Raw genomic sequence first — 19854 nt, forward strand, 5'->3', positions numbered from 1 at the left:
TGGTCAGCGGGAGCCGGGGACCTGGTTGCGGATGTCGAGCGTTGCGGAGAGCGCCTCCTGGTCCTGCCGGACTCGGTCGATCTCAGCGGCGCACCAGGTGCGGGCGGCGACCATCCCCTCGCACACCGCCACGATGTGCCGGCGCTTCGGGTCGCGGTGCCACCACTCGACCCGATGTACCAGGTGCGTCTCCCCGGTCTCGCGGCGCACCATCGGCCCCTCAACGATCAGCCACCGCGGGCGCACCGTGTCATCGAGGACGAGGTGCGACCTCTCGGAGAGCTGGATCACATGCACGCAGGGAGGCTACGCCCGGCCGTGGACATCAGCGACGCTTCTTGGGCTTCTTCTTCCCATTGCCCTTGCGCTTCGGCTGCGTCTTATCCAGGGCCTGAGTTGGTTCGGATATGGGGATGGGGACCTCGACTACTCGCGGGCGGCGGACCGCCTGGATGATCTGCACCCCGCCCGTTGCTGCGGAGAAGAGGCCGGAGATCAGGGCTGCCGTGTCCAATCCGTTCACGACGAAGAAGACTGCGAGGATGGCCGCTAGCCATGGGAGGAAGGTGACCCCGAGGGTCGCTACCTTGAGAGACCACGCTTCAGCGCGGATGGGTATGAGCTCCGCGTCGATGCGGGCCTGCTGCGCGGCCGTGACGGTGTGGATGATCCCGCGCGCAAACTCCGGATCAATCTCGTGATATGCCCGAAGCTCCTCAGGGGGCAGCCATGGGCTTTTCCGGACAGTGAACTCGTGGGTTACCTGGCTGAATCCAGTCTGCGCCGGGAGGGGGACTGCGCCAGAACCGTCTCCATCGTCTCTCCCACCATCTCGATCGCTGATGCCGTGTAGTCGATGGACGCGGCCCGCCTGCTCATCTCTCGAAGATGGCTCGGGTCCGCCGAGACGGCCATCCATGTCCCTCGGCGCGCGCCTCTCAAGATCGCGTTGCTCACGGTAGTCATGATCCGATGCCTCTGTTCCTTCGTCGGCGCCCTCGCGACCGTCTTGCTCTGCCGCCATCGAGGACGTCTCTCTATTCTCTTCGGCCATCATTTGCAGCGCCTGAGCGCCGTCCCGTATTCCGGATCATAGAGCGTCGCGGCGCGTCCGGTCTACTCTGAGGTCCGCCTGCAACATCGCGACCGCCACGGTTCCAGCGGCGGGCTACACACCCCGCCACTCGTCTACGTCTGGCCCGTCGAACGCCGCCGGCACCTCCGCGTCACCCGCGTCGATCGTCCATCCGCACGCCGGGCAGACGAGCCCGCCGTCCTGGTCGCGGAGCGCTACAGCGCAGTCAGGGCAGGTTGCGGCGTCGAAGGCGGGATCGTCGAGGTCGGTCACAGGACCAGCGTATGTCGGTGCCCGGTGGCAGTATCCCGGCATGCGCAAAGACGGACGCCCACTCGTGACAGAACATCCCGTGACAGCCTGGGACATGATCGACTACGTCCACGCCGACGACATGCCCCCGCTCCCCCCTGAGGCGATCGTGTGCTCACTCCGTGGGCCGGATCGGACCGCGTGGATGGATGACGACATCGACCCCGACGATGAAAGCCTGTGGGACTCGTGAGCCCCGTCGAGATCCTCGCGTTCGAGGCTGCACATCCGGGATGGGGTGGCGTGAAAGACGACGCGATCCGTGCCCTCGGGCTCACCCCGGCCCGGTACGTGATCCTTCTCGACCGTGCCGCACGCCCCCCCGAAGGTATTGCTGCGGACCCGATCACGGCGAGGCGGGCACGCGAGCCAGGACGCCACACCACCCGACCATGGGAGGCGGCTTATAGAACCGCCTCGGCGTCCGCGCGGCAGGCCCGAACGCCGAGTTTCGCGTTTCCGCTGGGTTTCCGCTGGGTTCGAGCGAACAACTTGGAGTAGAAAAACCCGTCTCCCCTACTCTCCCAAGGGATCATCAGAGCCGACTACGGGACTCGAACCCGTAACCCCCGTATTACAAGTACGGTGCGCTACCAATTGCGCCAAGTCGGCGAACCACGGAATTCCGCGGATCTAGGGGCATCCGGTCAAGTTCGGTGGTAGCCGATCCCGCACTAACCCCGCACATTCAAATCTGCCGAACGTGCATAGCCAAGTTTAGAGCGTCTGCCGCCCTGCTCCCGCCGACCGTCTTCGACATGTCGGTGTTCACCGTCAGCGGCGGGTTCGCATGCGAGCTATGGCGCTCGCGCGATCTACCACAACGTCCCTCTTACCGGCGGCGCAGGGCGCTGGGGGCAGTAAGGTGGCGACCATGACCGGGCACGCACCAGGGATACCGCGCGGCGTTCTTGTCGCCGGGCTTCTGCTTGGGATCATCCTCGATGTCACCTTCGCGGGGATCGTCGTCATCAAGATCGTGCAGTACGCCGCCGGCGGGGCGAGCGCGAGGATTGGCCCATTCGAGAGTTCTTTCCTGATCCTCGGGATAGCACTGACGATCGGCAGCGCAATCCTTCTGGCGCCCCAGGCCAAGAGGTCGCGAGAAGGCTGACCGGAAGGCGGCGGGATCGCGAAGAACTCTTGGACGATGGTCACCATCGTGTTCACCGTTGCGACGCCGTTCGGAACGTTCTGGGGACAGGAATGGCAGTGAGGTAGCCACCATGAGCACCATTCGAAAGCTCCTTCTTTCCCTCCTACTGATTCTCATCGTCGCGTCGGGGATATTCCTTCGTGACGCCTGGATCTGGGTCACGGTGGCTCTCGCCGTGGTGTTCTTCATCGGGCTGCTGTGGCCTGGGCGAAAGACCAACAACACTGGCACGCGATGACCGAGATCGACCGGCGTCTCCGCCCGCCCGTCAACCTCGACGAGCACTGACAGGAACCGCCCCCGCGCTCCCTTCATCGGGAGGAGGGGGCGGTTCGTCATGTCCGGATGGGCTCAGACCCGGATCGCCGGGACCGGGCGGACTTCGTGCAGATCAGCCAGCGTGGGCGCACCGTGTCCTCGAGGACGAGGTACGACCTCTCGGAAAGCTGGATCACATGCACGCAGGCAGGCTACGCCCGACCGTCGACACCCTTGGGAGTCCCTTGCGTCGCATTCGCGTTCGGGAAGAGTGGGAGTAGGTCTCGGGCGTCGGCGATCAAGTCGGGTGTCGGGTTTGTGTCCCGCTCCTTGTATTCGGCTTCGACCTGCGCGCGGAGGTCACTCATTGCGTGCACGACGACGAGGGCAATCTGGGGTAGCAGCATGAAGAACTCGGGCACCTGATACCTAGCACCGGGGCGTTCGAAGTCGATCGAGGGTCCCAGGATCCGCATGAACTCGTTCGCGGGAATCTCGTTGCGGCCGAGGTGAACCCCGCCCCCGATGTTCGCGAAGTAGCGGATCGTCTGAGCGACCGTCAGGTCTTGGTTCACTGCATGGGCGATCGGCGTACGTAGAAACTGGTCGAGGCCGATCGGGTCGCCGTCACCAAAGATCCCGGTCGGGTTGAAGCCGAGGAACGTCTGGGTCCCTGGGTACGCCTCCTGGTGGACATAGGGGCGAACGCGAAACCGGGGAGCAGGACGGTTCCCCGGCCTACGAACTGCGACCACGAGGCTCTTGCCTCCGTCGAGGAGAAGCTTGCGGAGAAGCGGCGCGATGCCAAGCACTCGGTAGCGGTCCTCTCTCCGGGGAAATAGCAGATGCCGTTCCTGGAGGTCATCGATCGTCTCGATGAAGAGCCAGTCCACGAGATGCTGCTGCGCGACCTCGGGAGTGAAGAACCGGATTCTCCCTACTGGCTTCATCGTCATGGCTGTCAATCTAGAGGCATAGCTTCCCGGGATGTCGCCCCGGGTCACATGATCCCTCGATTAGAGGCGAGGGTCGCCCGACTGGGGCGGGAGCGCGAGATGCAGCGCGGTCGCCAATCGTCTCCGTCTGGCCCGTCGAACGCCGGCGACACTTCCACGCCCCCAGTGTCGAGCGTCCGCCTGCACGCCGGGATGCCATGCCCGAGCAGGGACATGGGGAATGGACCTCGCGACGGTCATAACTCCAGCGTCACGTCATGTTACCCTTCAAGGGTCAGGGAGGAACCGACGGAAATCACCGGATCCTGACCGCCACGATCAACCTGATCACGGCGATCATCCTCTGGCAGACCGCGAAGCAAAACCGCAAGCGAGGCTGACAGGCGAGGCCCCGGGATAGAACAAGTATCCCGGGGCCTCGCCCCTCACATCGTAGGGAGAGGACAGCATGGAAACGCTCGGATGGGTTATCAGTATCCTCGCGCTCGGCGTCAGCATCGTCGCGCTAGTCATTGCGATCCGGGGCCGGCGTCGTGGGTGAGGTCGACTGGAGCAAGAGGCTCTCCGACGTCGCGCTGGCGCTGCGTGACGCCCGTGTAGCGCGGGACGAGGCGATCCGCGCCGCCGATGCTGCAGGCGTCGGACAGACGGCGATCGCGCGCAGTGTCGGCCTGTCGAGGATGCAGGTGTACCGCATCCTCACCGCGATAGCCGGGACGGACCCTACGCCTACCGCCTGACGTCCTCGATGTCCGGCCCGTCGAACGCTCGCGGCATCTCGCCGGAAGGCGAGTCGAGCGTCCGTCCGCACTCGGGGCATCGGAGCTGACCGTCATGGTCGCGCAGGAGGACCCCGCAGTGCGGGCACGTCGCGGCACGAGACCAGCGTGAGTCGGCAGCCGAGCGTCGCTGCCCGCCTGTCGAGGCGGTGTCAAAGCCAGGACCCCCTATAACAACAGGGCGAAACCCCCGCACTTACCCCGCAGATTCGATGATCAGAAGCGATGCCGAGCGATGTCGTGTGACCGGCGGGGGTCATCCCCGTCTAGGGCGACCCGGCGCCCACCCCTCCAGGGCGAGATGTCAGGGTGCGGGGGTCGCGGTCGGAGTCGGCGAGTGCGTCGGCGTGCTCGACGGCGAGGGGGACGGCGTGCCGTAGTACGCATCGCTGGCCACGGAGAGCACGAACTGGGAGAACTCCGCCGGGTCATCGAGAGCGCCGATGTACGCCTGGCCGTTCACGACGACCGTCGGCGCGGCGTTGAGGGTGAGGTCCTTCGAGCCCGGGAGCGGCCCCTCGACGGCGCGGGTCGTCGCGTCCTTCGCCCAGCCGGCGTAGTCCTTCTTCTCGATGCAGGAGCGCACGCCCTTGACGTCGCTCACCCCGACCGCCTGGGCGAGGTCGGCCAGCTGCGTGTCGGACTTGCCGTCGCTGTCGAGCGAGGGCTGGTCGGTGAGCAGCTCGTGGTTGTACGCGTAGAACTTGTCGGAGGCGTAGTTGGCGACGCACGCGGCGGCGGCCGCTGCACGCAGCGAGTACTTGGTGCCGTTGGAGTTCGCCGTCAGCAGCGCGATCGGGTGGTAGGCCACGGTCGCGGCGCCCTGATCGATCCAGCTCGCGAGCTGACGGGCGTTGGTGCGCTCGAAGTCGCCCGCATTCGGCGAGAGGTAGTCGACGTAGACGTGGATGTCGACAGGACGCGGCGTCCCGGTGGGCGTCGGCGTCGCTCCCCCGGTGGGACTCTGCTCGACCGGGGTCGGGGTGGGAGTCGCATCGGTCGCGGTGTTCTGCGTCGTCGCGGCGAGATCGTGGACGACGACCCCGTCGTCCTTCATGTTCGAGGGAGTCAGCTCGGGCTTGCCCACCGCGGACCCGACGGCCCAGGCGACGCCGACACCGGCGGCACCGACCACGACGACGGCAACGAGCGCGATGATCGTTCGACGCATGACCCGCGCTCGGGACTGCTTCGCGTGCACCTTCTGTGCCTTCTCCCTGACCGCCTCGCGCGAGTGGCGAGGGGAGGGGACGTTCGGCGTTTCGTCGCTCGACATCGTTCCTCTTGAGACTCTGGTGGGGGACGGGCATCCCCGGGCACTGCAGATGAGCAGCACCGGGATCGATGCTAGCCAGGCAGGCTGGGAAATACCCAGACGGGCACCGTCCCGACCGGGACGACGCCCTCGATGGACCGCATGGGCGGGCCCATGACATACTGGCTTCGACCCGATGGCGGGTCACGGCGGCTCACCCCCGCCGCATCCATTCACAACGGATCGTCCGGCACGTACCTGCCGGTGAAGGAGAAAAGCAGATGGCTTCTGTCACGTTCGACGACGCAACACGCCTCTACCCCGGGGGTACCCGCCCCGCTGTCGACAAGCTCAACCTCGAGATCGGTGACGGCGAGTTCCTCGTCCTGGTCGGCCCCTCCGGTTGCGGCAAGTCCACGTCCCTGCGCATGCTCGCCGGCCTCGAAGAGGTCAACGACGGCCGGATCCTCATCGGCGACCGCGACGTCACCGACGTCCCGCCGAAGGACCGCGACATCGCGATGGTGTTCCAGAACTACGCCCTGTACCCGCACATGACCGTGGCGGAGAACATGGGCTTCGCGCTCAAGATCGCGGGCGTCGGCAAGGACGAGCGCGCCAAGCGCGTCCTCGAGGCCGCCAAGCTCCTCGACCTCGAGCCCTACCTCACCCGCAAGCCGAAGGCGCTCTCCGGCGGCCAGCGTCAGCGCGTCGCCATGGGCCGCGCCATCGTGCGCCAGCCGCAGGTGTTCCTCATGGACGAGCCGCTGTCGAACCTGGACGCCAAGCTCCGCGTCCAGACCCGTACGCAGATCGCGTCCCTGCAGCGCCGGCTGGGCGTCACCACCGTCTACGTCACGCACGACCAGACCGAGGCGCTCACCATGGGCGACCGGATCGCCGTGCTGAAGGACGGCCTGCTGCAGCAGGTGGGCTCGCCCCGCGACCTGTACGAGAAGCCGAGCAACGTGTTCGTGGCCGGCTTCATCGGCTCCCCCGCGATGAACCTGTTCCCGGCGGACCTCGTCACCGGCGGCATCATGTTCGGCTCCAAGCTGGTCGGCGTCGAAGGCGAGATCCTCGCGGGCGCCAGCGGCAAGGAGGTCACGGCGGGCATCCGTCCGGAGGACATCATCGTGGCCCCCGAGGACGGCCAGGGCCTCTCGGTCACGGTCGACCTCGTCGAGGAGCTCGGCGCCGACGGCTACCTGTACGGGCACACCGAGGTCGCCGGCAAGCGCACCGACATCGTCGCCCGCGTCGACGGCCGCCGCCACCCGAACGCCGGCGAGCAGGTCACGCTCGCCGCGGTCCCGGGCCACCTGCACCTGTTCGACATCGAGTCGGGCGAGCGCCTCGGCGACAAGCCGGTCGTCTCGGCTTCCTGAGACAACGCCACCACGCGGCGCGGGCGGACTCCGGTCCTCCGCGCCGCGTGGTGTCTCTGGGAGAATCGTGTTCCCGGGAAGAGGAGGAGCGCCGTGCCCGATGCCCTGACCATCACCGCGAGCGCCGTCGACGCCGGCCTGCTGGGCCTGCCCTGGTCAACGCCGCTGGCGAAGTGGCCGTCGAGCGCGATCGTCTCGCTGCCCAAGGGACTCTCCCGCCATCTGGTGCGGTTCGCCGACCTGTCCGGCCGTGTCGTCGCCGTCAAGGAGACCACGGAGGAGATGGCCCGGCGCGAGTACGAGATGCTCGGCAACCTGGCGCGGCTCGACGTGCCCTGCGTCTCCCGCGTCGCCGTGATCGCCGGACGCACGGACGAGCGGGGCGAGCCGCTCCCCGCCGCGCTCGTGACCGCCCACCTGCGATTCTCGATGCCTTATCGCGCGCTCTTCACGCGCGTCCTCCGGCCGGACACCGCCACCCGTCTCGTCGACGCCCTCGCCCTGCTGCTCGTGAGCCTGCACAACGTCGGGTTCTTCTGGGGCGACGTCTCGCTCTCGAACGCGCTCTTCCGCCGCGACGCCGGCGCCTTCGCCGCCTACCTCGTGGACGCCGAGACCGGCGAGCTGCACGAAGGAGGGCTGACGGACGGCCAGCGCGGGCACGATCTGGACGTCGCCCGCACCAACATTGCCGGGGAGATCATGGATCTCGCCGCGGGCGGTCGGCTGGAGCACGGGGTCGACGCGGTCGCGATCGCGGACGGCATCGTGTCCTCCTACCGCTCGCTCTGGGCCGCCCTCACCGAGCACGAGTCGTTCGCCGCCGGGGAGACCTGGCGGATCACGGAGCGCGTCGAGCGGCTGAACGCGCTGGGCTTCGACATCGGCGAGATGTCGATCCAGACCACGACCGACGGCACCAGGGTCGAGATCGAGCCGAAAGTCGTGGACGCCGGACACCATCAGCGGCGGCTCATCCGACTCACCGGACTCGACGTCGAGGAGAACCAGGCCCGCCGCCTGCTCAACGACCTCGACGAGTTCCGCGCGCGGTCCACCAGGCAGTGGGCGGACGAGGAGATGTACGCGCACGAGTGGCTCACGCGCGTGTTCGAGCCGGTCGTCCGCGCGATCCCCTACGAGCTCCGCGCAAAGCTCGAGCCCGCCGAGGTCTTCCACCAGGTGCTCGAGCACCGGTGGTACATGTCACAGGCCGAGGGCCGGTCGGTGCCCCTTGCCGAGGTGCTCACGTCCTACATCACCGACGTGCTGCGACACCGCCGGGACGAGGCGACGATCATGGGACCGCCGACCGAGACGATGTCGTTGCCCGTCGTGACCGGGAGCTTCCCCGCCCAGGACGACGCCGACGACATCGACTGGCGCGACCTGGTCTGACCGTCCCGGCCGGCCCTGCCCGCCCCCTCGCCCGCCCGCCTCGGTCTCCCTCCGCCGAGACTGCATCTGCGTTCCGAGACTGCGTGAAATTCGCGCAGTCTCGGAACGTGGTTGCAGTCTCGCGGGAGGGGCCAGGCGGGAAGAAAGCGGGTCAGTAGCCGACGGTGAAGCGCTCGCGGTGGTGGTTGCCCTGCTCGATCTCGTCGACGACCGCGAGGGCGAAGTCCGCGCCGGAGATGTAGGACTTGCCGTCGGCGTCGCGGACGATGACGTCGCCGCCGTCACGGTAGTGGCCGGTGCGCTCGCCCTCGACCCAGGCGCCGAAGACCTCGGACGGGTGGATGAAGAACCAGTCCAGCGACGCGTCGGACTCCTCCAGCAGCGCGAGGGAGTCGATCCCGACCTGCGCCTCGTGCTTGTACTCCTCGGGGAAGCCCTGATCGAACAGGCGCGGCCCGCCCGGTGCGACGAGGCTGCCGCCGGCGCCGCCCACGACCCCGAGGCGGGTGCTCGTGCCGGCCAGGGTCGCGATGAGGTCGCGCAGTGCGCCGAGCACCGCGTCCTCCATGTCGCCACGGGGAGACAGCGCGGACACGACGGCGTCCGCACCGGCGAAGACGTCGCCCAGGGCATCGAGGTCGAGCACGGATCCCTGCACGGAGGTCGCGCCCTCCACGGGGTCTGCGGGCACGGAACGGGAGACCGAGACCACGTCGTGACCCCGGCTCACCGCCTCCTGGACGATGTGACGGCCGGCGTAGCCGGTCCCTCCGATGACGACGATACGGGCCATGGACAGGTCCTTTCCTCAGAACAGGTGCGACGCAGACGAGGGTCGTCCGCGGTCGTCCAGGGAGAACGCCGATCGGCCTGCCGTCATTCCACATCGGGAGGAAAACCCGACACGGACGGACTCAGATCGTCAGCCGCGGAAGCTCCCAGCCGCCGAAGTACGCGGCGAGACGCAGGATCAGGCAGACGAGGAACCCGGCGAGCACCGCGAACGGCCGCAGCGCGGGCGAGCGCAGCATGCCGCCGGCGAGCACGGAGCCCGCGAGGGCGGCCGTGCCGTAGATGCTCTCGGAGAGGACCGCGGGGACCTGGCCCAGCAGCATGTCGCGGATGATCCCGCCACCGGTGGCGGTGAGGGTGCCGAGCGCACCGACGATCCACAGGCTCATCCCGTGCTCGCTCGCCTTCTGCGCCCCGGTCACGGCGAACAGCGCCAGCCCGACCGCGTCCAGCACGACCAGGGGTCCCGCGGGAACGCCGTCCCAGGCCAGGGCCGCCCCGAAGGCCAGGGCACCGGATGCGAGGGCGACGACGACCCGCAGCGGCGAGCGGAACGCCGCCGGCGGCGTGTCGCCCAGCAGCACGTCCCGCAGGATCCCGCCGCCGAGCGCGACGATGAACGCCACGACCACGACGCCGAGGAGGTCGAAGCCGGCCCGCGCCGCGGCGACGCCGCCTTCGAGGCCGAAGACCCCGGTGGCGGCGACGTCGATCGCCGTGAACAGGCGGGGCGACATCCGTGGCGCGGGCAGCACGCCGCGCCACGGCGACGGGCTCCCCGCCGATGCCTCCGTGTGCTCTGACATCGTCACGCGTCCTCGCGCCCGACCCCCGTCGGGCGTCAGGCCCGAGCGGCCCGCATCGTGGCGACCTGGTAGAGGGCGACCGAGGCGGCGATGCCCGCGTTGAGCGACTCCGTCGCGGCGGAGATCGGGATCGAGACGATCTGGTCGCAGGTCTCGGTGACGAGCCGGGAGAGGCCCTTGCCCTCCGAGCCGACGACGATCACGACAGGCCGGTCGGCGAGCTCCAGCGCGGGCAGCGAGACGTCCCCTCCCCCGTCGAGCCCGAGCACGAACACGCCCTGCTTCTTGAACTCCTTCAGCTGCGAGGTGAGATTGGACGCGAGGGCCACCGGGATGCGTGCGGCGGCGCCTGCGCTGGTCTTCCACGCCGCCGAGTTCACGCTCGCCGATCGACGCTGCGGGAGGATGATCCCCTGGCCGCCGAACGCCGCGGTCGAGCGGATGATCGCCCCGAGATTGCGCGGGTCCGTCACGCCGTCGAGCGCCACGAGCAATGGGGTCTCACCGCGGTCGATGACCGATTCGAGGAGGTCCTGCGGGTGGGCGTACTCGTAGGGGGGTACCTTGAGGGCGACGCCCTGGTGGACGCCGTCGAAGCCGGCCATCCGATCCAGCTCCTGGCGCGTGACCTCGAGCACCGGGATGTCCCGGTTCCGGGCGATCGACAGCATCTCCTTCACCCGGTCGTCCATCTCCACGCGCTGGGCGATGTAGAACGCCATCGCGGGGATCTTCGCGCGCAGCGCCTCCAGGACCGAGTTGCGGCCGGTGACCGTCTCGGTCTCCACGGCGTCCTTCGACCGCGAGGAGCCGCGGTTCGAGCCGCCCTGGGACCTCTGCCCCGGACGCCCCTTGCCGCCGGCGGCGGTGAAGCGCTCCTGGGCGGCCTTGCGCTTCCCGGCCACGTGCCAGGCGCGGTCCTCGGCCTTCGGCGTCGGCCCCCGCCCTTCGAGCGCCTTGCGGCCGAGGCCGCCGGTGCCCTTCATGGCGCCCTTCTTCTTGCTGTTGCCCGCTCCCGGACGACTCGGCTTAACCATCGATGCTCCAATGCGTTCCGTCCGGAGTGTCCTCCAGAGTGATGCCGGCGGCGGCGATCGCATCGCGAATGCGATCCGCTGCGCCCCAGTCCTTCTCCGCGCGGGCCTGTGCCCGCTGCGTGATCATCGTCTGCACGAGCGCGTCCAAGGCGGTGTCCGCCGCGCTCCCGCCGTTCACGTTCCACTCCGGGGCGAGCGGGTCGATGCCCAGCACCCGGGTCATCCACAGCACGTCGGACACGCTCTGCCGCGCCTGGTCGATCCTGCCCGCGTCCAGATGCGTGTTCCCCTCGCGCACATGCTCGTGGATGACGGCGAGCGCCCTCGGCACGCCGAGGTCGTCGTCCATCGCCTCGTGGAACGCCGCCGGTCCGTCGCCCTCCCGTTCCGCGTCGGAGGGCGGCGCCTGCCGCACTCCGCGCTCCAGGAACGATCGGATCCGTCCGAGCGCCGACTCCGCCTCGGTCCAGGAGGACTCGGACAGGTCGAGGCTGGACCGGTAGTGGGCGGCGGCGAGCGCGTAGCGCACGACGAGCGGGTCGTGCGCGGCCAGCACGTCGGCGGCGAAGGTGAAGTTGCCGAGCGACTTGGACATCTTCTGCCCGTCGAGGGTGACCAGGCCGTTGTGCACCCAGTACCGGGCGAAGCCGTCTCCCGCGGCAGAGGACTGCGCCAGCTCGTTCTCGTGGTGGGGGAAGCGCAGGTCGAGGCCTCCGCCGTGGATGTCGAACTCCGCGCCGAGATAGCGCCGCGCCATCGCGGAGCACTCGATGTGCCAGCCGGGCCGGCCCTGCCCCCAGGGCGAGGCCCAGGTCGCGTCCCCCGGCTCCCCCGGCTTGGCGCCCTTCCAGAGCGCGAAGTCCTGCGGTGCGCGCTTGCCGCGCGGGTCCGCGTCCTCCGCCGCCTCCATCGCATCGACCGACTGGCGGGTGAGCGCCCCGTAGGAGGGCCAGGACCGCACGTCGAAGTACACGTCGCCGGATCCGTCGGCCGCCGGATACGCATGGCCGCGCTCGATCAGTCGCGCGATCAGCTCCTGCATCTGCGGGATGGACGCCGTCGCCCGCGGCTCGTACGTGGGGGGCAGGATGCCGACCGCGGCATACGCCGCGGTGAACTCCTGCTCCATCCGATAGGCCAGCGCCCACCACGGCTCGGCCTCGGTGGCGTTGTCCAGCACCTTGTCGTCGATGTCGGTGACGTTGCGCACCACCGTGACCCGGCCGTGGCGGTGTTCGAGCCACCGGCGGAGGAGGTCGAAGCTCAGCGCGGCGCGGACATGCCCGATGTGAGGACCCGACTGCACCGTGGGACCGCAGACGTACATCGTCACGTTCGAGGGGTCGAGCGGGACGAACGTGCGCAGTTCCTGCGCCCGCGTGTCATAGAGCCTCAGTGGCGGACCGTCGAGTGTCACCGCTCAAGACTACTCGGCGGGGCGACACGGCGATGAGGCATGACGGCGCTCAGCGACGGGCGTAGGTGACCACGTTGACCCGGCCGCGGAAGGCGGTGCGCCGTTCGATCTCGGTGAACGACCCGTCCTCCTGGATCAGACCCACCACCTGCGGGAACTCCTTCGGCCGCGGGCTGAGCTCGCCGAGCAGGCCTCCGTCGGCCGCGAGGAGCCGGATCGTGCCGACCCGCGGCTCGTTGACCGTGAGACGCGCGATGTCCCGCCGGCGGATGTGCGTCTCCTCCCGCCCCGTGCGCACCGTCAGGGTGGTGGCGTCCTGACGGATCTCGACGCGCCGGGTGGCGAAGGCGAAGATCGCGATGAGCGGGGCGAGGGCGATCGCGCCGACGACGAGCCCGATCCCCTTCACGCTCCCTGCCCCGTTCACGAGCTCGGACGCCCGGTCGAAGAACACGATCGCCAGCGTCAGGAAGAGGGCGAGATAGGCGAGGCCGAGCACCAGGATCAGTCGACGCCGCGGCTGCCGGTAGCTGATCTCCACTCTCAGCCCTGCCACTCGTGGCCAGGGCCGGGCGCATGGACGGGTCCGTGGACGAGTGCGACGGCGGTCACCGCGATCCCCTCGCCGCGCCCGGGGAAGCCCAGACCGTCCGTCGTCGTCGCCGACACGGCCACCGGGGCGCCGCCGAGGGCCGCGGACAGGGCGGCCTCCGCCTCGGCGCGGCGGGGGGAGAAGCGGGGCCGGTTGCCCTGGAACTGCACGGACACGTTCCCGATGACGAAGCCGCCGGCGGCGAGGATCTCGCGGGTCCGTGCGAGGAAGACGTCGGCGTGCGCGCCGGCGTACTCCGGATGATCGGTGCCGAAGTGCACGCCGATGTCGCCGAGCCCGGCGGCCCCGAGGAGCGCGTCGACGATCGCATGGGCGACGGCGTCGCCGTCGGAGTGCCCGGCGAGCGCAGGCTCGCCCGGCCAGTCGAGCCCGGCGAGACGGAGGGTGCCGTCGCCGCCGAACGCATGGACGTCCGTCCCGATGCCGATCCGCGGGTTCCCGGGGGGCGGAGCCAGGAGCATGCGCGCCCGCTCCAGGTCGGCGGGGGTCGTGATCTTGAAGGCGCGGGCGGATCCGGTGATGCGTCGCACCGCACGCCCGGACGCCGCGAACAGGGCGGCGTCGTCCGTGTGGTCCTCGCCCTCGGCCGCCGCCCGCGCGTACGCGTCCTCGAGGGCGCGGCGCGGGAATCCCTGGGGCGTCTGCGCCGCCGCGAGCACGGAGCGGTCGGCCACCCCGACGACCTCGTCCCCGTCCATCTGCTTGAGCGTGTCGATCACGGGGAGCGCCGGGATGACTCCCTCACCGGCTCCGCTCGCGACCGCCTGGGCGACCGCATCGATGAGGGCCGAAGGCGTGAGCGCGCGGGCAGCGTCATGCACGAGCACGGTCTCGACGTCGCCCCACAGCGCGGCGAGCCCCGCGGCGACGGACCGCTGCCTGCTCTCCCCTCCCGTGACGATGCGGACCAGATCCCGCCGACCCCCGGCCGATGGCCCCGTCGCCGCGGAGGCCGCCGCCAGCGCGTCCGCCTCCGCCTCGCCCTCGTATCCAGGAGGGGCGACGATCACGACCTGCGCGGGAGCGGCGGCGAAGACCCCGTCCAGCGCATGGCGCAGGATCGTGCGGTGGTCGATGCCGACGAGCGCCTTGGGGGCGCCCGCGCCGAGGCGGGTCCCGGATCCTGCCGCGACGACGATGATCGCGGTGTGCGGGACGGGCAGCAGGGACGGATCAGGGGTCACGCTCTCACGTTACCGGCGGGCATGGTCGAGAACACTCTTGTCGGATCAAGTACTTTACGTGATACAGTACTGGACATGGCAACAGAGGACGCGTTCGCCGCCGATCTCCTGCGGGGCCACACCGACACCATCGTGCTCGGCGTGCTGCGCACCGGGGAGCGCTACGGCTTCGAGATCTACAAGACGATCCGCGATGCGACGGGCGGCGACCACGAGATCAAGGAGGCGACCCTGTATGCCACGTACCGCCGCCTAGAGAAGGACGGTCTCGTCGAGTCGTACTGGGGAGACGAGACGCAGGGCGGCCGCCGCAAGTACTACCGGATCACCGACGCCGGACGAGCCGTCTACCGGGGCAACGTCACGGCATGGATCGCCACGCGACGCGTGATCGACGCGCTGCTGGACCTGAAGGACGAGGACCGATGAACACCGATATCCACCGCCTCCTGGACGAGGCCTTCGCCGGCCGGGAGATGACGCCGTCCGCACAGGACCTGAAGGAGGAGATGCGCGCCAACCTCGTCTCCCGGGTCGCCGAGCTCGAGGCCTCCGGCGTCGCACCGGCCGATGCGGCGCGGCGGGCGATCACGGAGCTCGGCGACATCGGCGACCTCCTCGGCGAGACCGACGCCGCACCGGCCACCCCGCACGGGACGGGATACACCGATCTCGCACTGCGCAACAGAGTGCGCCCGAGGCCGGAGTTCGTCGTCCGCGCGGTGCTCTGGTCGACCGTCGTCGTGGCGGGCGTGACGATGGCGATCCTCGCGGCGACGGGGGTGCTGACCCTTCCTCCCGGTCCCGTGATCGCCTTCGTGAGCGCCGCGTCAACGGGCCTCGGCCTGCTCGTCGGCGACTCGCTCTCCCAGGAGACGACGGTGAACCATCCGATGCCGGAGAGCCGCGCGGCGAGCTTCGCCCTCGCGAGCTTCCTGCTCCTGCTCGGACTCGGCTTCGGCGGGCTCGTGGCGTTCCAGACGCTTCCGCTCTGGTGCATCGTCTTCGCCGCCGTCGGCGTGATCGCCGCGATCGTCCTGTTCGCTTTCCTCGGCGCCACGCAGACCAACCGCCGCAAGGCCTGGACCCGCGCCGTCCACGCGGGCTCCCCGCCGAACCGCTTCGAGGAGGAGCCGGAGACCGCCGCCCGGTTCGGGATCTACACCGCCGTGCTCTGGCTCGTGACCCTCGCCGTGATCGTGGTGCTCGTCTTCACCGTCGGCTGGTGGTGGGCGCCGCTCGCCTTCGTCGGCGGTTTCGCGGCCATGATGCTCCTGCTCGCGCGGATGCTGTTCGCGCCGCGACGCGCCGGGCGCTGAAAAGGAAGACGGAGGCGGGTGCACCGGGCACCCGCCTCCGTCTTCGCGCGATCAGGACGCGTCGCCGAGGGTGCGGGCGAAGGGATCGAAGTCGATCGGCATCGCCGGGACAGGGGCGACGGTGCTGTCGACCGTGACGAACTCGCCACGGGCCGCGGACTCCTCGGCCGAGAGCATGACGTCCAGGACGTGGTAGCCGACGGCCCCGTTCGCCCGGTGGTCACGGCCCTCGTGGATGGCTCGCGCCATCTCGAGCAGGCCGAGCCCGCGTCCGGTCACGACGCCCTCCTGCGGGACCTCGATCCACTCCTGCGGGGCGGCGAGATCGGCGAGCGAGGTCGGCGCCTTCTCGAGCGGCTTGACGTAGGCGACGCGGCCCTCGAAGCGGTTCGGATCGGGGATCACGAGGGTGCCGTCGGTGCCGTTGATCTCGACGACCCCGTGCCGGGAGAGCGCCGTGTCGAAGCTGAGCAGGCTCTGCGCCTGCTGACCGGCCTCGAACGCCGTGAGCACCTGCATCGTGGAGGGCACCTCGACCGGGAAGGTGGAGCCGGCGTCGGGGCCGACCTTCACGGTCCGCTCCTCGCGCCCCTTCAGCCCGAGGGCGGCGACCGAGCGGACCGGGCCGAAGAGGTTCACGAGGGCCGTGAAGTAGTACGGGCCCATGTCGAACAGCGGACCGGCCCCGCGCGCGAACAGGAACGCCGGGTTCGGGTGGATGAGGTCGGGCCCCTGCCACTGCATCGAGGTGACCGCGAACAGCGGCGTGCCGATGACCCCCCGCTCGATCGCGCGCTTGGCGGTCTGGACGCCGGGGCCGAGCACCGTGTCCGGCGCGACGCCGACGCGCAGCCCCGCCTCCTCCGCCTGGCGCAGGAGCGCGGAGGTGCTCTCCCGGTCCAGTCCGATGGGCTTCTCGGTCCAGACGTGCTTGCCCGCGGCAATCGCCCTGGATGAGATCTCGGCGTGCACCGCGGGGATGGTGAGGTTGACGATGATCTGCACCTCGGGGTGCGCGAGCACGTCCTCGGCGGTGCCGTGCGCGGCGATCCCGTGCTTGTCGGCCTGCGCCTTCGCGCGCTCGACGTCGAGATCTCCGAGGATGACCACGCGCACATCCGGGAACGAGGCCAGGTTCTCCAGATAGGTGTCGCTGATCATCCCGACGCCGATGAAGCCGACGCCGACGGGGCCGTTCACCGAGCCGCTCATCGGGCGAGTCCTTCCGCGCGCAGGAACGAGAGGCTCGCGGCGATGTCCTCGAAGACATCCCCCGGCGCCCTGTCGTACTCGATCACGGCGAGCGCGATCTCGTCGTTGGCGCGCAGCGCGGCGGCCAGCGGGACCTCTCCGGTCCCGGCGTGGGTCTGCGCGAGCGTGCTCGGGTCGAGGTCGGGCGCACCGGGCGCCCAGGGGTTCGCGATCACGGCGCCGTCCTTGACGTGCACGGCGATCAGCCGGGATCCGAGGCGTCGAGCGAGCGCCGGAACGTCCTGACCTCCGACGGCGGCCCAGTACAGGTCCAGCTCCAGCTTCACCCGCTCGTCGAGCCGCGCCACGGCGCGCTCGTGTGCGGTCTCGCCGTCGAACGAGGCCACGAACTCCTGCGCGTGGTTGTGGTAGCCGACGGACAGCCCGAACGTCGCCGCCGTCTCGGCCGCGGCGTTGAGGCGGTCGGCGATGTCGTCGACGCCCTCGGCTGTGAGCCAGCGCGCAGGATCGACGAACGGGTCGATGACGGTCTGGATGCCGGCGACGGCCGCCGCCTCGAAGACCTTCTCCGGGGCGGGCGTGGGGATCGATCCGGCGGGCGTCCACAGCTCGTCGGAGAGCAGCGGGGCATGCCCGGTCGGAGAGGTCAGTCCGCTGCCGTCGAGGGCGGCGCGGAGCGCAGGGGCGCGGTCGACGAAGTCGAAGGCCTCCACCTGGCGCAGGCCGATCGCGGCGAGTCTGTCGAGGGAGCCCGCCATGTCGGCGGTGAGCTCCGCGGCCAGCGAGTACAGCTGGACGGAGGCGGCGGGAACAGTCACGAAGAACCTGCTTTCGTACATCGTTGTCGGAGATCTGGTCCGGCGAGAGCACCGTGATACTGACGCTAACACAAAGCTGACCGCTGGTAGGTTTCTAAGAGGGTACTTTTGGACCCATGATGAACGACTCTCCCGTGATCGGCCGCAGCGGCTCGTATTCGACGGGCGTGGCGCGCCGCCAGGAGATCCTGGACCGCGCGATCGAGGTGTTCGCCGAGCGCGGCGCGACCGGTGCGTCGCTCCGGCAGATCGCGAAGGCGATCGGCGTCTCGCACGCCGCGCTGCTGCACTACTTCGACTCCCGCGAGCAGCTGCTCGTCGCCGTCTACGAGCACGCCGAGCGTGTGCGGTACCAGGTGCTCCCCCGCCCGGCGGAGTCCAGCGCGATGGACTCGATGGTGCACGCGGCGACGGAGAACGTGAAGGTCCCCGGGATGGTGCAGCTCTACACGACCCTCGTCGCGGCGGCCCTCGAGGAGGGCAGCGACGCCAGCAAGGACTTCTTCACCCGCCGGTTCGAGAGGACGCGGGCCGACGTCGCCTCCTGGCTGCGCGCGGACCAGGCCGCGGGACTCGTCCGCGCGGACCTCGACCCCGATGCGATCGCGGCCCTGATCATCGCCGCGTCGGACGGCCTGCAGACGCAATGGCTCCTCGACCCCGCGATCGCGCTCGGCGAGACCCTGCAGGTCTTCGGCGACCTCCTGAAGCCCTGACCGGTGCGGCCCCGGGGCCCGCCGACGCGCGACGACCCCGGGACCGCACTCCCCCGGACGACTCAGCGGACCCGCTTGATGGGGAGGACGGCGAGCGCTCCGAGGAGGCACACGCCGCCGGCGGCCCAGAGCATCGCCGTGTAGTTCGAGCTGCCCTCCACCCCGATGCCCAGGAAGATCAGGGCGAACGCGGGAGCGAGGGACTGCGGAAGGGCGTTGGCGATGTTGATGACGCCGAGGTCCTTGCCCGGGCGGTCGGCGTTGGGCAGGACGTCCACGACGAGCGCCTGATCGACCGCCACATAGACGCCGTAGGCGAGACCCATCACCACCTCGGCCAGATAGAACACCTCGACCGTGTCCGCGTGGGCCAGCGTCACCAGCCCGACCCCGAACAGCAGCGTGGACCCCGCGACGAAGACCTTGCGGCGTCCGGTGCGGTCCGAGAGCCACCCCGACACGGCGCTGCTGACGAGCAGCGCGATCGTGTAGAACAGCACGCCCTGCGCCACCGCCGCGGTCGCCTGGGCGGGATCGGCGAGACCCAGGTGCTCCTGCATGTACAGCAGTCGATAGGTGGTGAACATCATCGTGGCGAGGGTGATGAGGAAGCGCGACCACCAGGCGAACCCGAAGTCGGGGTTCTTGAGCGGGTTGGTCCAGAACGACCCGATGATGTTCAGCCAGGTGAACCGCTTCAGCTCGTAGTCGGGCAGCTCGTCGCGCAGCAGGAACGCGTAGACGAGGACGAGCACGATGGCCAGGACGCCGGGGGCGATGAAAAGCACGGGAAGGTTCCCGACCAGGAACACCGCCAGATAGGTGCCCGCGAGGATGGCCACGTTCTGCGCGATCGCGATGACGCTCGACCCGACGCCGCGCTGGAACTCCGGCACGTTGTCGGCGAAGCTCGCCACGAGCGCGGCGAGAGTCGCGTTCGCGGCCACCTGGCACAGCAGCCAGGCCAGCGTCAGCGAGAGCTGATCCTGGGCGAAGGCCACGAGGACCAGCCCGATCAGCAGCCCGGCCACTCCGCCGACCAGCCAGGGCCTGCGCCTGCCCCATCGGGTGCGGGTGCGGTCGCTCAGCGCGCCGGCGAGCGGGTTGGCGAGCATCGCCCCGAACGCCCCGAACGGCAGCACCGCTCCCAGCAGCGAGGCGGGATCCTCGGGGGCCAGCTCCTGCACCTTGAGCTGCATGCTCACCATCACCGGCGACAGCAGCGCGACGAACAGACCGAACTGCCCCAGGAACAGCCCGACGAAGTACCTCTTCGGCGCTCTGACCGACGCGACCGGCTGGGTCAGCGGGCCGGCCGCGACCGGGGCTGAGGGGATTTCTGACATTGACGCCTCCTTGAGCC

Annotated in this window: 25 protein-coding genes and 1 tRNA gene; 11 read left to right on the forward strand and 15 right to left on the reverse strand. The window is 69.6% G+C overall.

The features are described 5' to 3' along the window. Nucleotides 1-3: 3 nt before the first annotated feature. The 3 genes from J2Y69_RS10720 to J2Y69_RS10730 all read right to left on the reverse strand — a co-directional run bounded on the left by J2Y69_RS10720 (nt 4) and on the right by J2Y69_RS10730 (nt 1348). Nucleotides 4-297 carry a hypothetical protein gene (locus tag J2Y69_RS10720; protein ID WP_310020457.1) on the reverse strand — a complete coding sequence of 98 codons (294 nt, stop codon included), beginning with the start codon at nt 295-297 and terminating at the stop codon, nt 4-6. 28 nt (nt 298-325) lie between these two features. Further along, nucleotides 326-1057, reverse strand: a complete 732-nt coding sequence (locus J2Y69_RS10725; protein WP_310020459.1) for a hypothetical protein — start codon at nt 1055-1057, stop codon at nt 326-328. Between the two features lie 111 nt (nt 1058-1168). After that, nucleotides 1169-1348, reverse strand: coding sequence for a hypothetical protein (locus J2Y69_RS10730; RefSeq protein ID WP_310020461.1), 180 nt, complete (start codon nt 1346-1348; stop codon nt 1169-1171). Nucleotides 1349-1442: 94 nt separating this feature from the next. On the opposite strand from J2Y69_RS10730, the gene J2Y69_RS10735 reads away from it, so the two are divergent. Further along, nucleotides 1443-1580, forward strand: coding sequence for a hypothetical protein (locus tag J2Y69_RS10735; RefSeq protein WP_310020463.1), 138 nt, complete (start codon nt 1443-1445; stop codon nt 1578-1580). Further along, complete coding sequence (locus tag J2Y69_RS18080) at nt 1577-1888, forward strand: DUF3263 domain-containing protein (protein WP_396653084.1); 312 nt, start codon at nt 1577-1579, stop codon at nt 1886-1888. The genes J2Y69_RS10735 and J2Y69_RS18080 overlap by 4 nt, the downstream gene beginning before the upstream one ends. A gap of 38 nt (nt 1889-1926) precedes the next feature. Here J2Y69_RS18080 and J2Y69_RS10740 read toward each other — a convergent pair. After that, a tRNA-Thr gene (locus tag J2Y69_RS10740) sits at nt 1927-1999 on the reverse strand. Between the two features lie 262 nt (nt 2000-2261). On the opposite strand from J2Y69_RS10740, the gene J2Y69_RS10745 reads away from it, so the two are divergent. Together J2Y69_RS10745 and J2Y69_RS10750 are read left to right on the forward strand one after the other, a co-directional pair. Beyond that, nucleotides 2262-2501: a hypothetical protein gene (locus tag J2Y69_RS10745; protein WP_310020466.1), complete on the forward strand. Its 240-nt coding sequence runs from the start codon at nt 2262-2264 to the stop codon at nt 2499-2501. A 112-nt stretch (nt 2502-2613) separates the two neighbouring features. Continuing rightward, a complete protein-coding gene (locus J2Y69_RS10750) occupies nt 2614-2781 on the forward strand; it encodes a hypothetical protein (protein ID WP_310020468.1) in 168 nt (55 codons plus the stop codon). Nucleotides 2782-3013: 232 nt separating this feature from the next. Here J2Y69_RS10750 and J2Y69_RS10755 read toward each other — a convergent pair whose 3' ends face one another. Continuing rightward, nucleotides 3014-3757, reverse strand: a complete 744-nt coding sequence (locus J2Y69_RS10755; RefSeq protein ID WP_310020470.1) for a hypothetical protein — start codon at nt 3755-3757, stop codon at nt 3014-3016. A 257-nt stretch (nt 3758-4014) separates the two neighbouring features. On the opposite strand from J2Y69_RS10755, the gene J2Y69_RS10760 reads away from it, so the two are divergent. Together J2Y69_RS10760 and J2Y69_RS10765 are read left to right on the forward strand one after the other, a co-directional pair. Beyond that, nucleotides 4015-4137: a hypothetical protein gene (locus tag J2Y69_RS10760; RefSeq protein ID WP_310020472.1), complete on the forward strand. Its 123-nt coding sequence runs from the start codon at nt 4015-4017 to the stop codon at nt 4135-4137. A gap of 153 nt (nt 4138-4290) precedes the next feature. Beyond that, nucleotides 4291-4497: a helix-turn-helix domain-containing protein gene (locus J2Y69_RS10765; RefSeq protein WP_310020475.1), complete on the forward strand. Its 207-nt coding sequence runs from the start codon at nt 4291-4293 to the stop codon at nt 4495-4497. Nucleotides 4498-4840: 343 nt separating this feature from the next. Here the strand turns inward: J2Y69_RS10765 and J2Y69_RS10770 are convergent, their stop codons facing one another. Continuing rightward, on the reverse strand, nt 4841-5812 hold the full coding sequence (locus tag J2Y69_RS10770; protein WP_310020479.1) for a DsbA family protein: 972 nt from the start codon (nt 5810-5812) through the stop codon (nt 4841-4843). Nucleotides 5813-6072: 260 nt separating this feature from the next. Here J2Y69_RS10770 and J2Y69_RS10775 point away from each other — a divergent pair, with 260 nt between their 5' ends. Together J2Y69_RS10775 and J2Y69_RS10780 are read left to right on the forward strand one after the other, a co-directional pair. Further along, complete coding sequence (locus tag J2Y69_RS10775) at nt 6073-7179, forward strand: ABC transporter ATP-binding protein (protein ID WP_310020481.1); 1107 nt, start codon at nt 6073-6075, stop codon at nt 7177-7179. Nucleotides 7180-7272: 93 nt separating this feature from the next. Beyond that, nucleotides 7273-8577, forward strand: a complete 1305-nt coding sequence (locus tag J2Y69_RS10780) for a DUF4032 domain-containing protein (protein WP_310020482.1) — start codon at nt 7273-7275, stop codon at nt 8575-8577. 151 nt (nt 8578-8728) lie between these two features. Here J2Y69_RS10780 and J2Y69_RS10785 read toward each other — a convergent pair whose 3' ends face one another. The 6 genes from J2Y69_RS10785 to ispD all read right to left on the reverse strand — a co-directional run bounded on the left by J2Y69_RS10785 (nt 8729) and on the right by ispD (nt 14426). Next, on the reverse strand, nt 8729-9370 hold the full coding sequence (locus tag J2Y69_RS10785) for an NAD(P)-dependent oxidoreductase (RefSeq protein WP_310020484.1): 642 nt from the start codon (nt 9368-9370) through the stop codon (nt 8729-8731). 121 nt (nt 9371-9491) lie between these two features. Beyond that, nucleotides 9492-10175, reverse strand: coding sequence for a trimeric intracellular cation channel family protein (locus tag J2Y69_RS10790; RefSeq protein WP_310020486.1), 684 nt, complete (start codon nt 10173-10175; stop codon nt 9492-9494). Nucleotides 10176-10210: 35 nt separating this feature from the next. Beyond that, nucleotides 10211-11212, reverse strand: a complete 1002-nt coding sequence (rlmB, locus tag J2Y69_RS10795; RefSeq protein WP_310020488.1) for a 23S rRNA (guanosine(2251)-2'-O)-methyltransferase RlmB — start codon at nt 11210-11212, stop codon at nt 10211-10213. Beyond that, a complete protein-coding gene (gene cysS / locus J2Y69_RS10800; protein WP_310020490.1) occupies nt 11205-12629 on the reverse strand; it encodes a cysteine--tRNA ligase in 1425 nt (474 codons plus the stop codon). The genes rlmB and cysS overlap by 8 nt, the downstream gene beginning before the upstream one ends. Nucleotides 12630-12678: 49 nt before the next feature. Beyond that, entirely contained in the window at nt 12679-13170 is a 492-nt protein-coding gene (locus J2Y69_RS10805) for a hypothetical protein (RefSeq protein ID WP_310020492.1), read from the reverse strand. A 2-nt stretch (nt 13171-13172) separates the two neighbouring features. Continuing rightward, nucleotides 13173-14426 (reverse strand): 2-C-methyl-D-erythritol 4-phosphate cytidylyltransferase, encoded by a 1254-nt coding sequence (ispD, locus tag J2Y69_RS10810; RefSeq protein ID WP_310020494.1) that lies wholly within the window; start codon nt 14424-14426, stop codon nt 13173-13175. A gap of 75 nt (nt 14427-14501) precedes the next feature. Between ispD and J2Y69_RS10815 the strand changes: the two genes are divergently transcribed. After that, nucleotides 14502-14855, forward strand: a complete 354-nt coding sequence (locus J2Y69_RS10815; protein ID WP_310020495.1) for a PadR family transcriptional regulator — start codon at nt 14502-14504, stop codon at nt 14853-14855. Then, entirely contained in the window at nt 14852-15745 is an 894-nt protein-coding gene (locus J2Y69_RS10820; protein WP_310020498.1) for a permease prefix domain 1-containing protein, read from the forward strand. Before J2Y69_RS10815 ends, J2Y69_RS10820 begins: the two co-directional genes overlap by 4 nt. 51 nt (nt 15746-15796) lie before the next feature. On the opposite strand, the gene J2Y69_RS10825 is transcribed toward J2Y69_RS10820, so the two are convergent. Further along, nucleotides 15797-16957, reverse strand: a complete 1161-nt coding sequence (locus tag J2Y69_RS10825; protein WP_310020500.1) for a Gfo/Idh/MocA family protein — start codon at nt 16955-16957, stop codon at nt 15797-15799. After that, nucleotides 16954-17775, reverse strand: coding sequence for a sugar phosphate isomerase/epimerase family protein (locus tag J2Y69_RS10830; protein ID WP_310020501.1), 822 nt, complete (start codon nt 17773-17775; stop codon nt 16954-16956). Before J2Y69_RS10830 ends, J2Y69_RS10825 begins: the two co-directional genes overlap by 4 nt. A gap of 116 nt (nt 17776-17891) precedes the next feature. Between J2Y69_RS10830 and J2Y69_RS10835 the strand changes: the two genes are divergently transcribed. Then, nucleotides 17892-18491 (forward strand): TetR/AcrR family transcriptional regulator, encoded by a 600-nt coding sequence (locus tag J2Y69_RS10835; RefSeq protein WP_310020504.1) that lies wholly within the window; start codon nt 17892-17894, stop codon nt 18489-18491. Between the two features lie 62 nt (nt 18492-18553). Here the strand turns inward: J2Y69_RS10835 and J2Y69_RS10840 are convergent, their stop codons facing one another. Continuing rightward, nucleotides 18554-19837 (reverse strand): MFS transporter, encoded by a 1284-nt coding sequence (locus tag J2Y69_RS10840; protein WP_310020506.1) that lies wholly within the window; start codon nt 19835-19837, stop codon nt 18554-18556. Between the last annotated feature and the right edge of the window lie 17 nt (nt 19838-19854).

The organism is Microbacterium resistens (genome assembly GCF_031456305.1).
GTDB lineage: Bacteria > Actinomycetota > Actinomycetes > Actinomycetales > Microbacteriaceae > Microbacterium > Microbacterium resistens_A.

What these genes read in the sequence shown, in the direction of transcription:
- J2Y69_RS10725 (WP_310020459.1), bottom strand. Translation starts at nt 1,057, where the DNA reads ATGATGGCCGAAGAGAATAGAGAGACGTCCTCGATGGCGGCAGAGCAA.
- J2Y69_RS10735 (WP_310020463.1), top strand. Translation starts at nt 1,443, where the DNA reads ATGATCGACTACGTCCACGCCGACGACATGCCCCCGCTCCCCCCTGAG.
- J2Y69_RS10745 (WP_310020466.1), top strand. Translation starts at nt 2,262, where the DNA reads ATGACCGGGCACGCACCAGGGATACCGCGCGGCGTTCTTGTCGCCGGG.
- J2Y69_RS10750 (WP_310020468.1), top strand. Translation starts at nt 2,614, where the DNA reads ATGAGCACCATTCGAAAGCTCCTTCTTTCCCTCCTACTGATTCTCATC.
- J2Y69_RS10755 (WP_310020470.1), bottom strand. Translation starts at nt 3,757, where the DNA reads ATGACGATGAAGCCAGTAGGGAGAATCCGGTTCTTCACTCCCGAGGTC.
- J2Y69_RS10760 (WP_310020472.1), top strand. Translation starts at nt 4,015, where the DNA reads ATGTTACCCTTCAAGGGTCAGGGAGGAACCGACGGAAATCACCGGATC.
- J2Y69_RS10770 (WP_310020479.1), bottom strand. Translation starts at nt 5,812, where the DNA reads ATGTCGAGCGACGAAACGCCGAACGTCCCCTCCCCTCGCCACTCGCGC.
- J2Y69_RS10775 (WP_310020481.1), top strand. Translation starts at nt 6,073, where the DNA reads ATGGCTTCTGTCACGTTCGACGACGCAACACGCCTCTACCCCGGGGGT.
- J2Y69_RS10785 (WP_310020484.1), bottom strand. Translation starts at nt 9,370, where the DNA reads ATGGCCCGTATCGTCGTCATCGGAGGGACCGGCTACGCCGGCCGTCAC.
- J2Y69_RS10790 (WP_310020486.1), bottom strand. Translation starts at nt 10,175, where the DNA reads ATGTCAGAGCACACGGAGGCATCGGCGGGGAGCCCGTCGCCGTGGCGC.
- rlmB (WP_310020488.1), bottom strand. Translation starts at nt 11,212, where the DNA reads ATGGTTAAGCCGAGTCGTCCGGGAGCGGGCAACAGCAAGAAGAAGGGC.
- J2Y69_RS10815 (WP_310020495.1), top strand. Translation starts at nt 14,502, where the DNA reads ATGGCAACAGAGGACGCGTTCGCCGCCGATCTCCTGCGGGGCCACACC.
- J2Y69_RS10820 (WP_310020498.1), top strand. Translation starts at nt 14,852, where the DNA reads ATGAACACCGATATCCACCGCCTCCTGGACGAGGCCTTCGCCGGCCGG.
- J2Y69_RS10825 (WP_310020500.1), bottom strand. Translation starts at nt 16,957, where the DNA reads ATGAGCGGCTCGGTGAACGGCCCCGTCGGCGTCGGCTTCATCGGCGTC.
- J2Y69_RS10835 (WP_310020504.1), top strand. Translation starts at nt 17,892, where the DNA reads ATGATGAACGACTCTCCCGTGATCGGCCGCAGCGGCTCGTATTCGACG.
- J2Y69_RS10840 (WP_310020506.1), bottom strand. Translation starts at nt 19,837, where the DNA reads ATGTCAGAAATCCCCTCAGCCCCGGTCGCGGCCGGCCCGCTGACCCAG.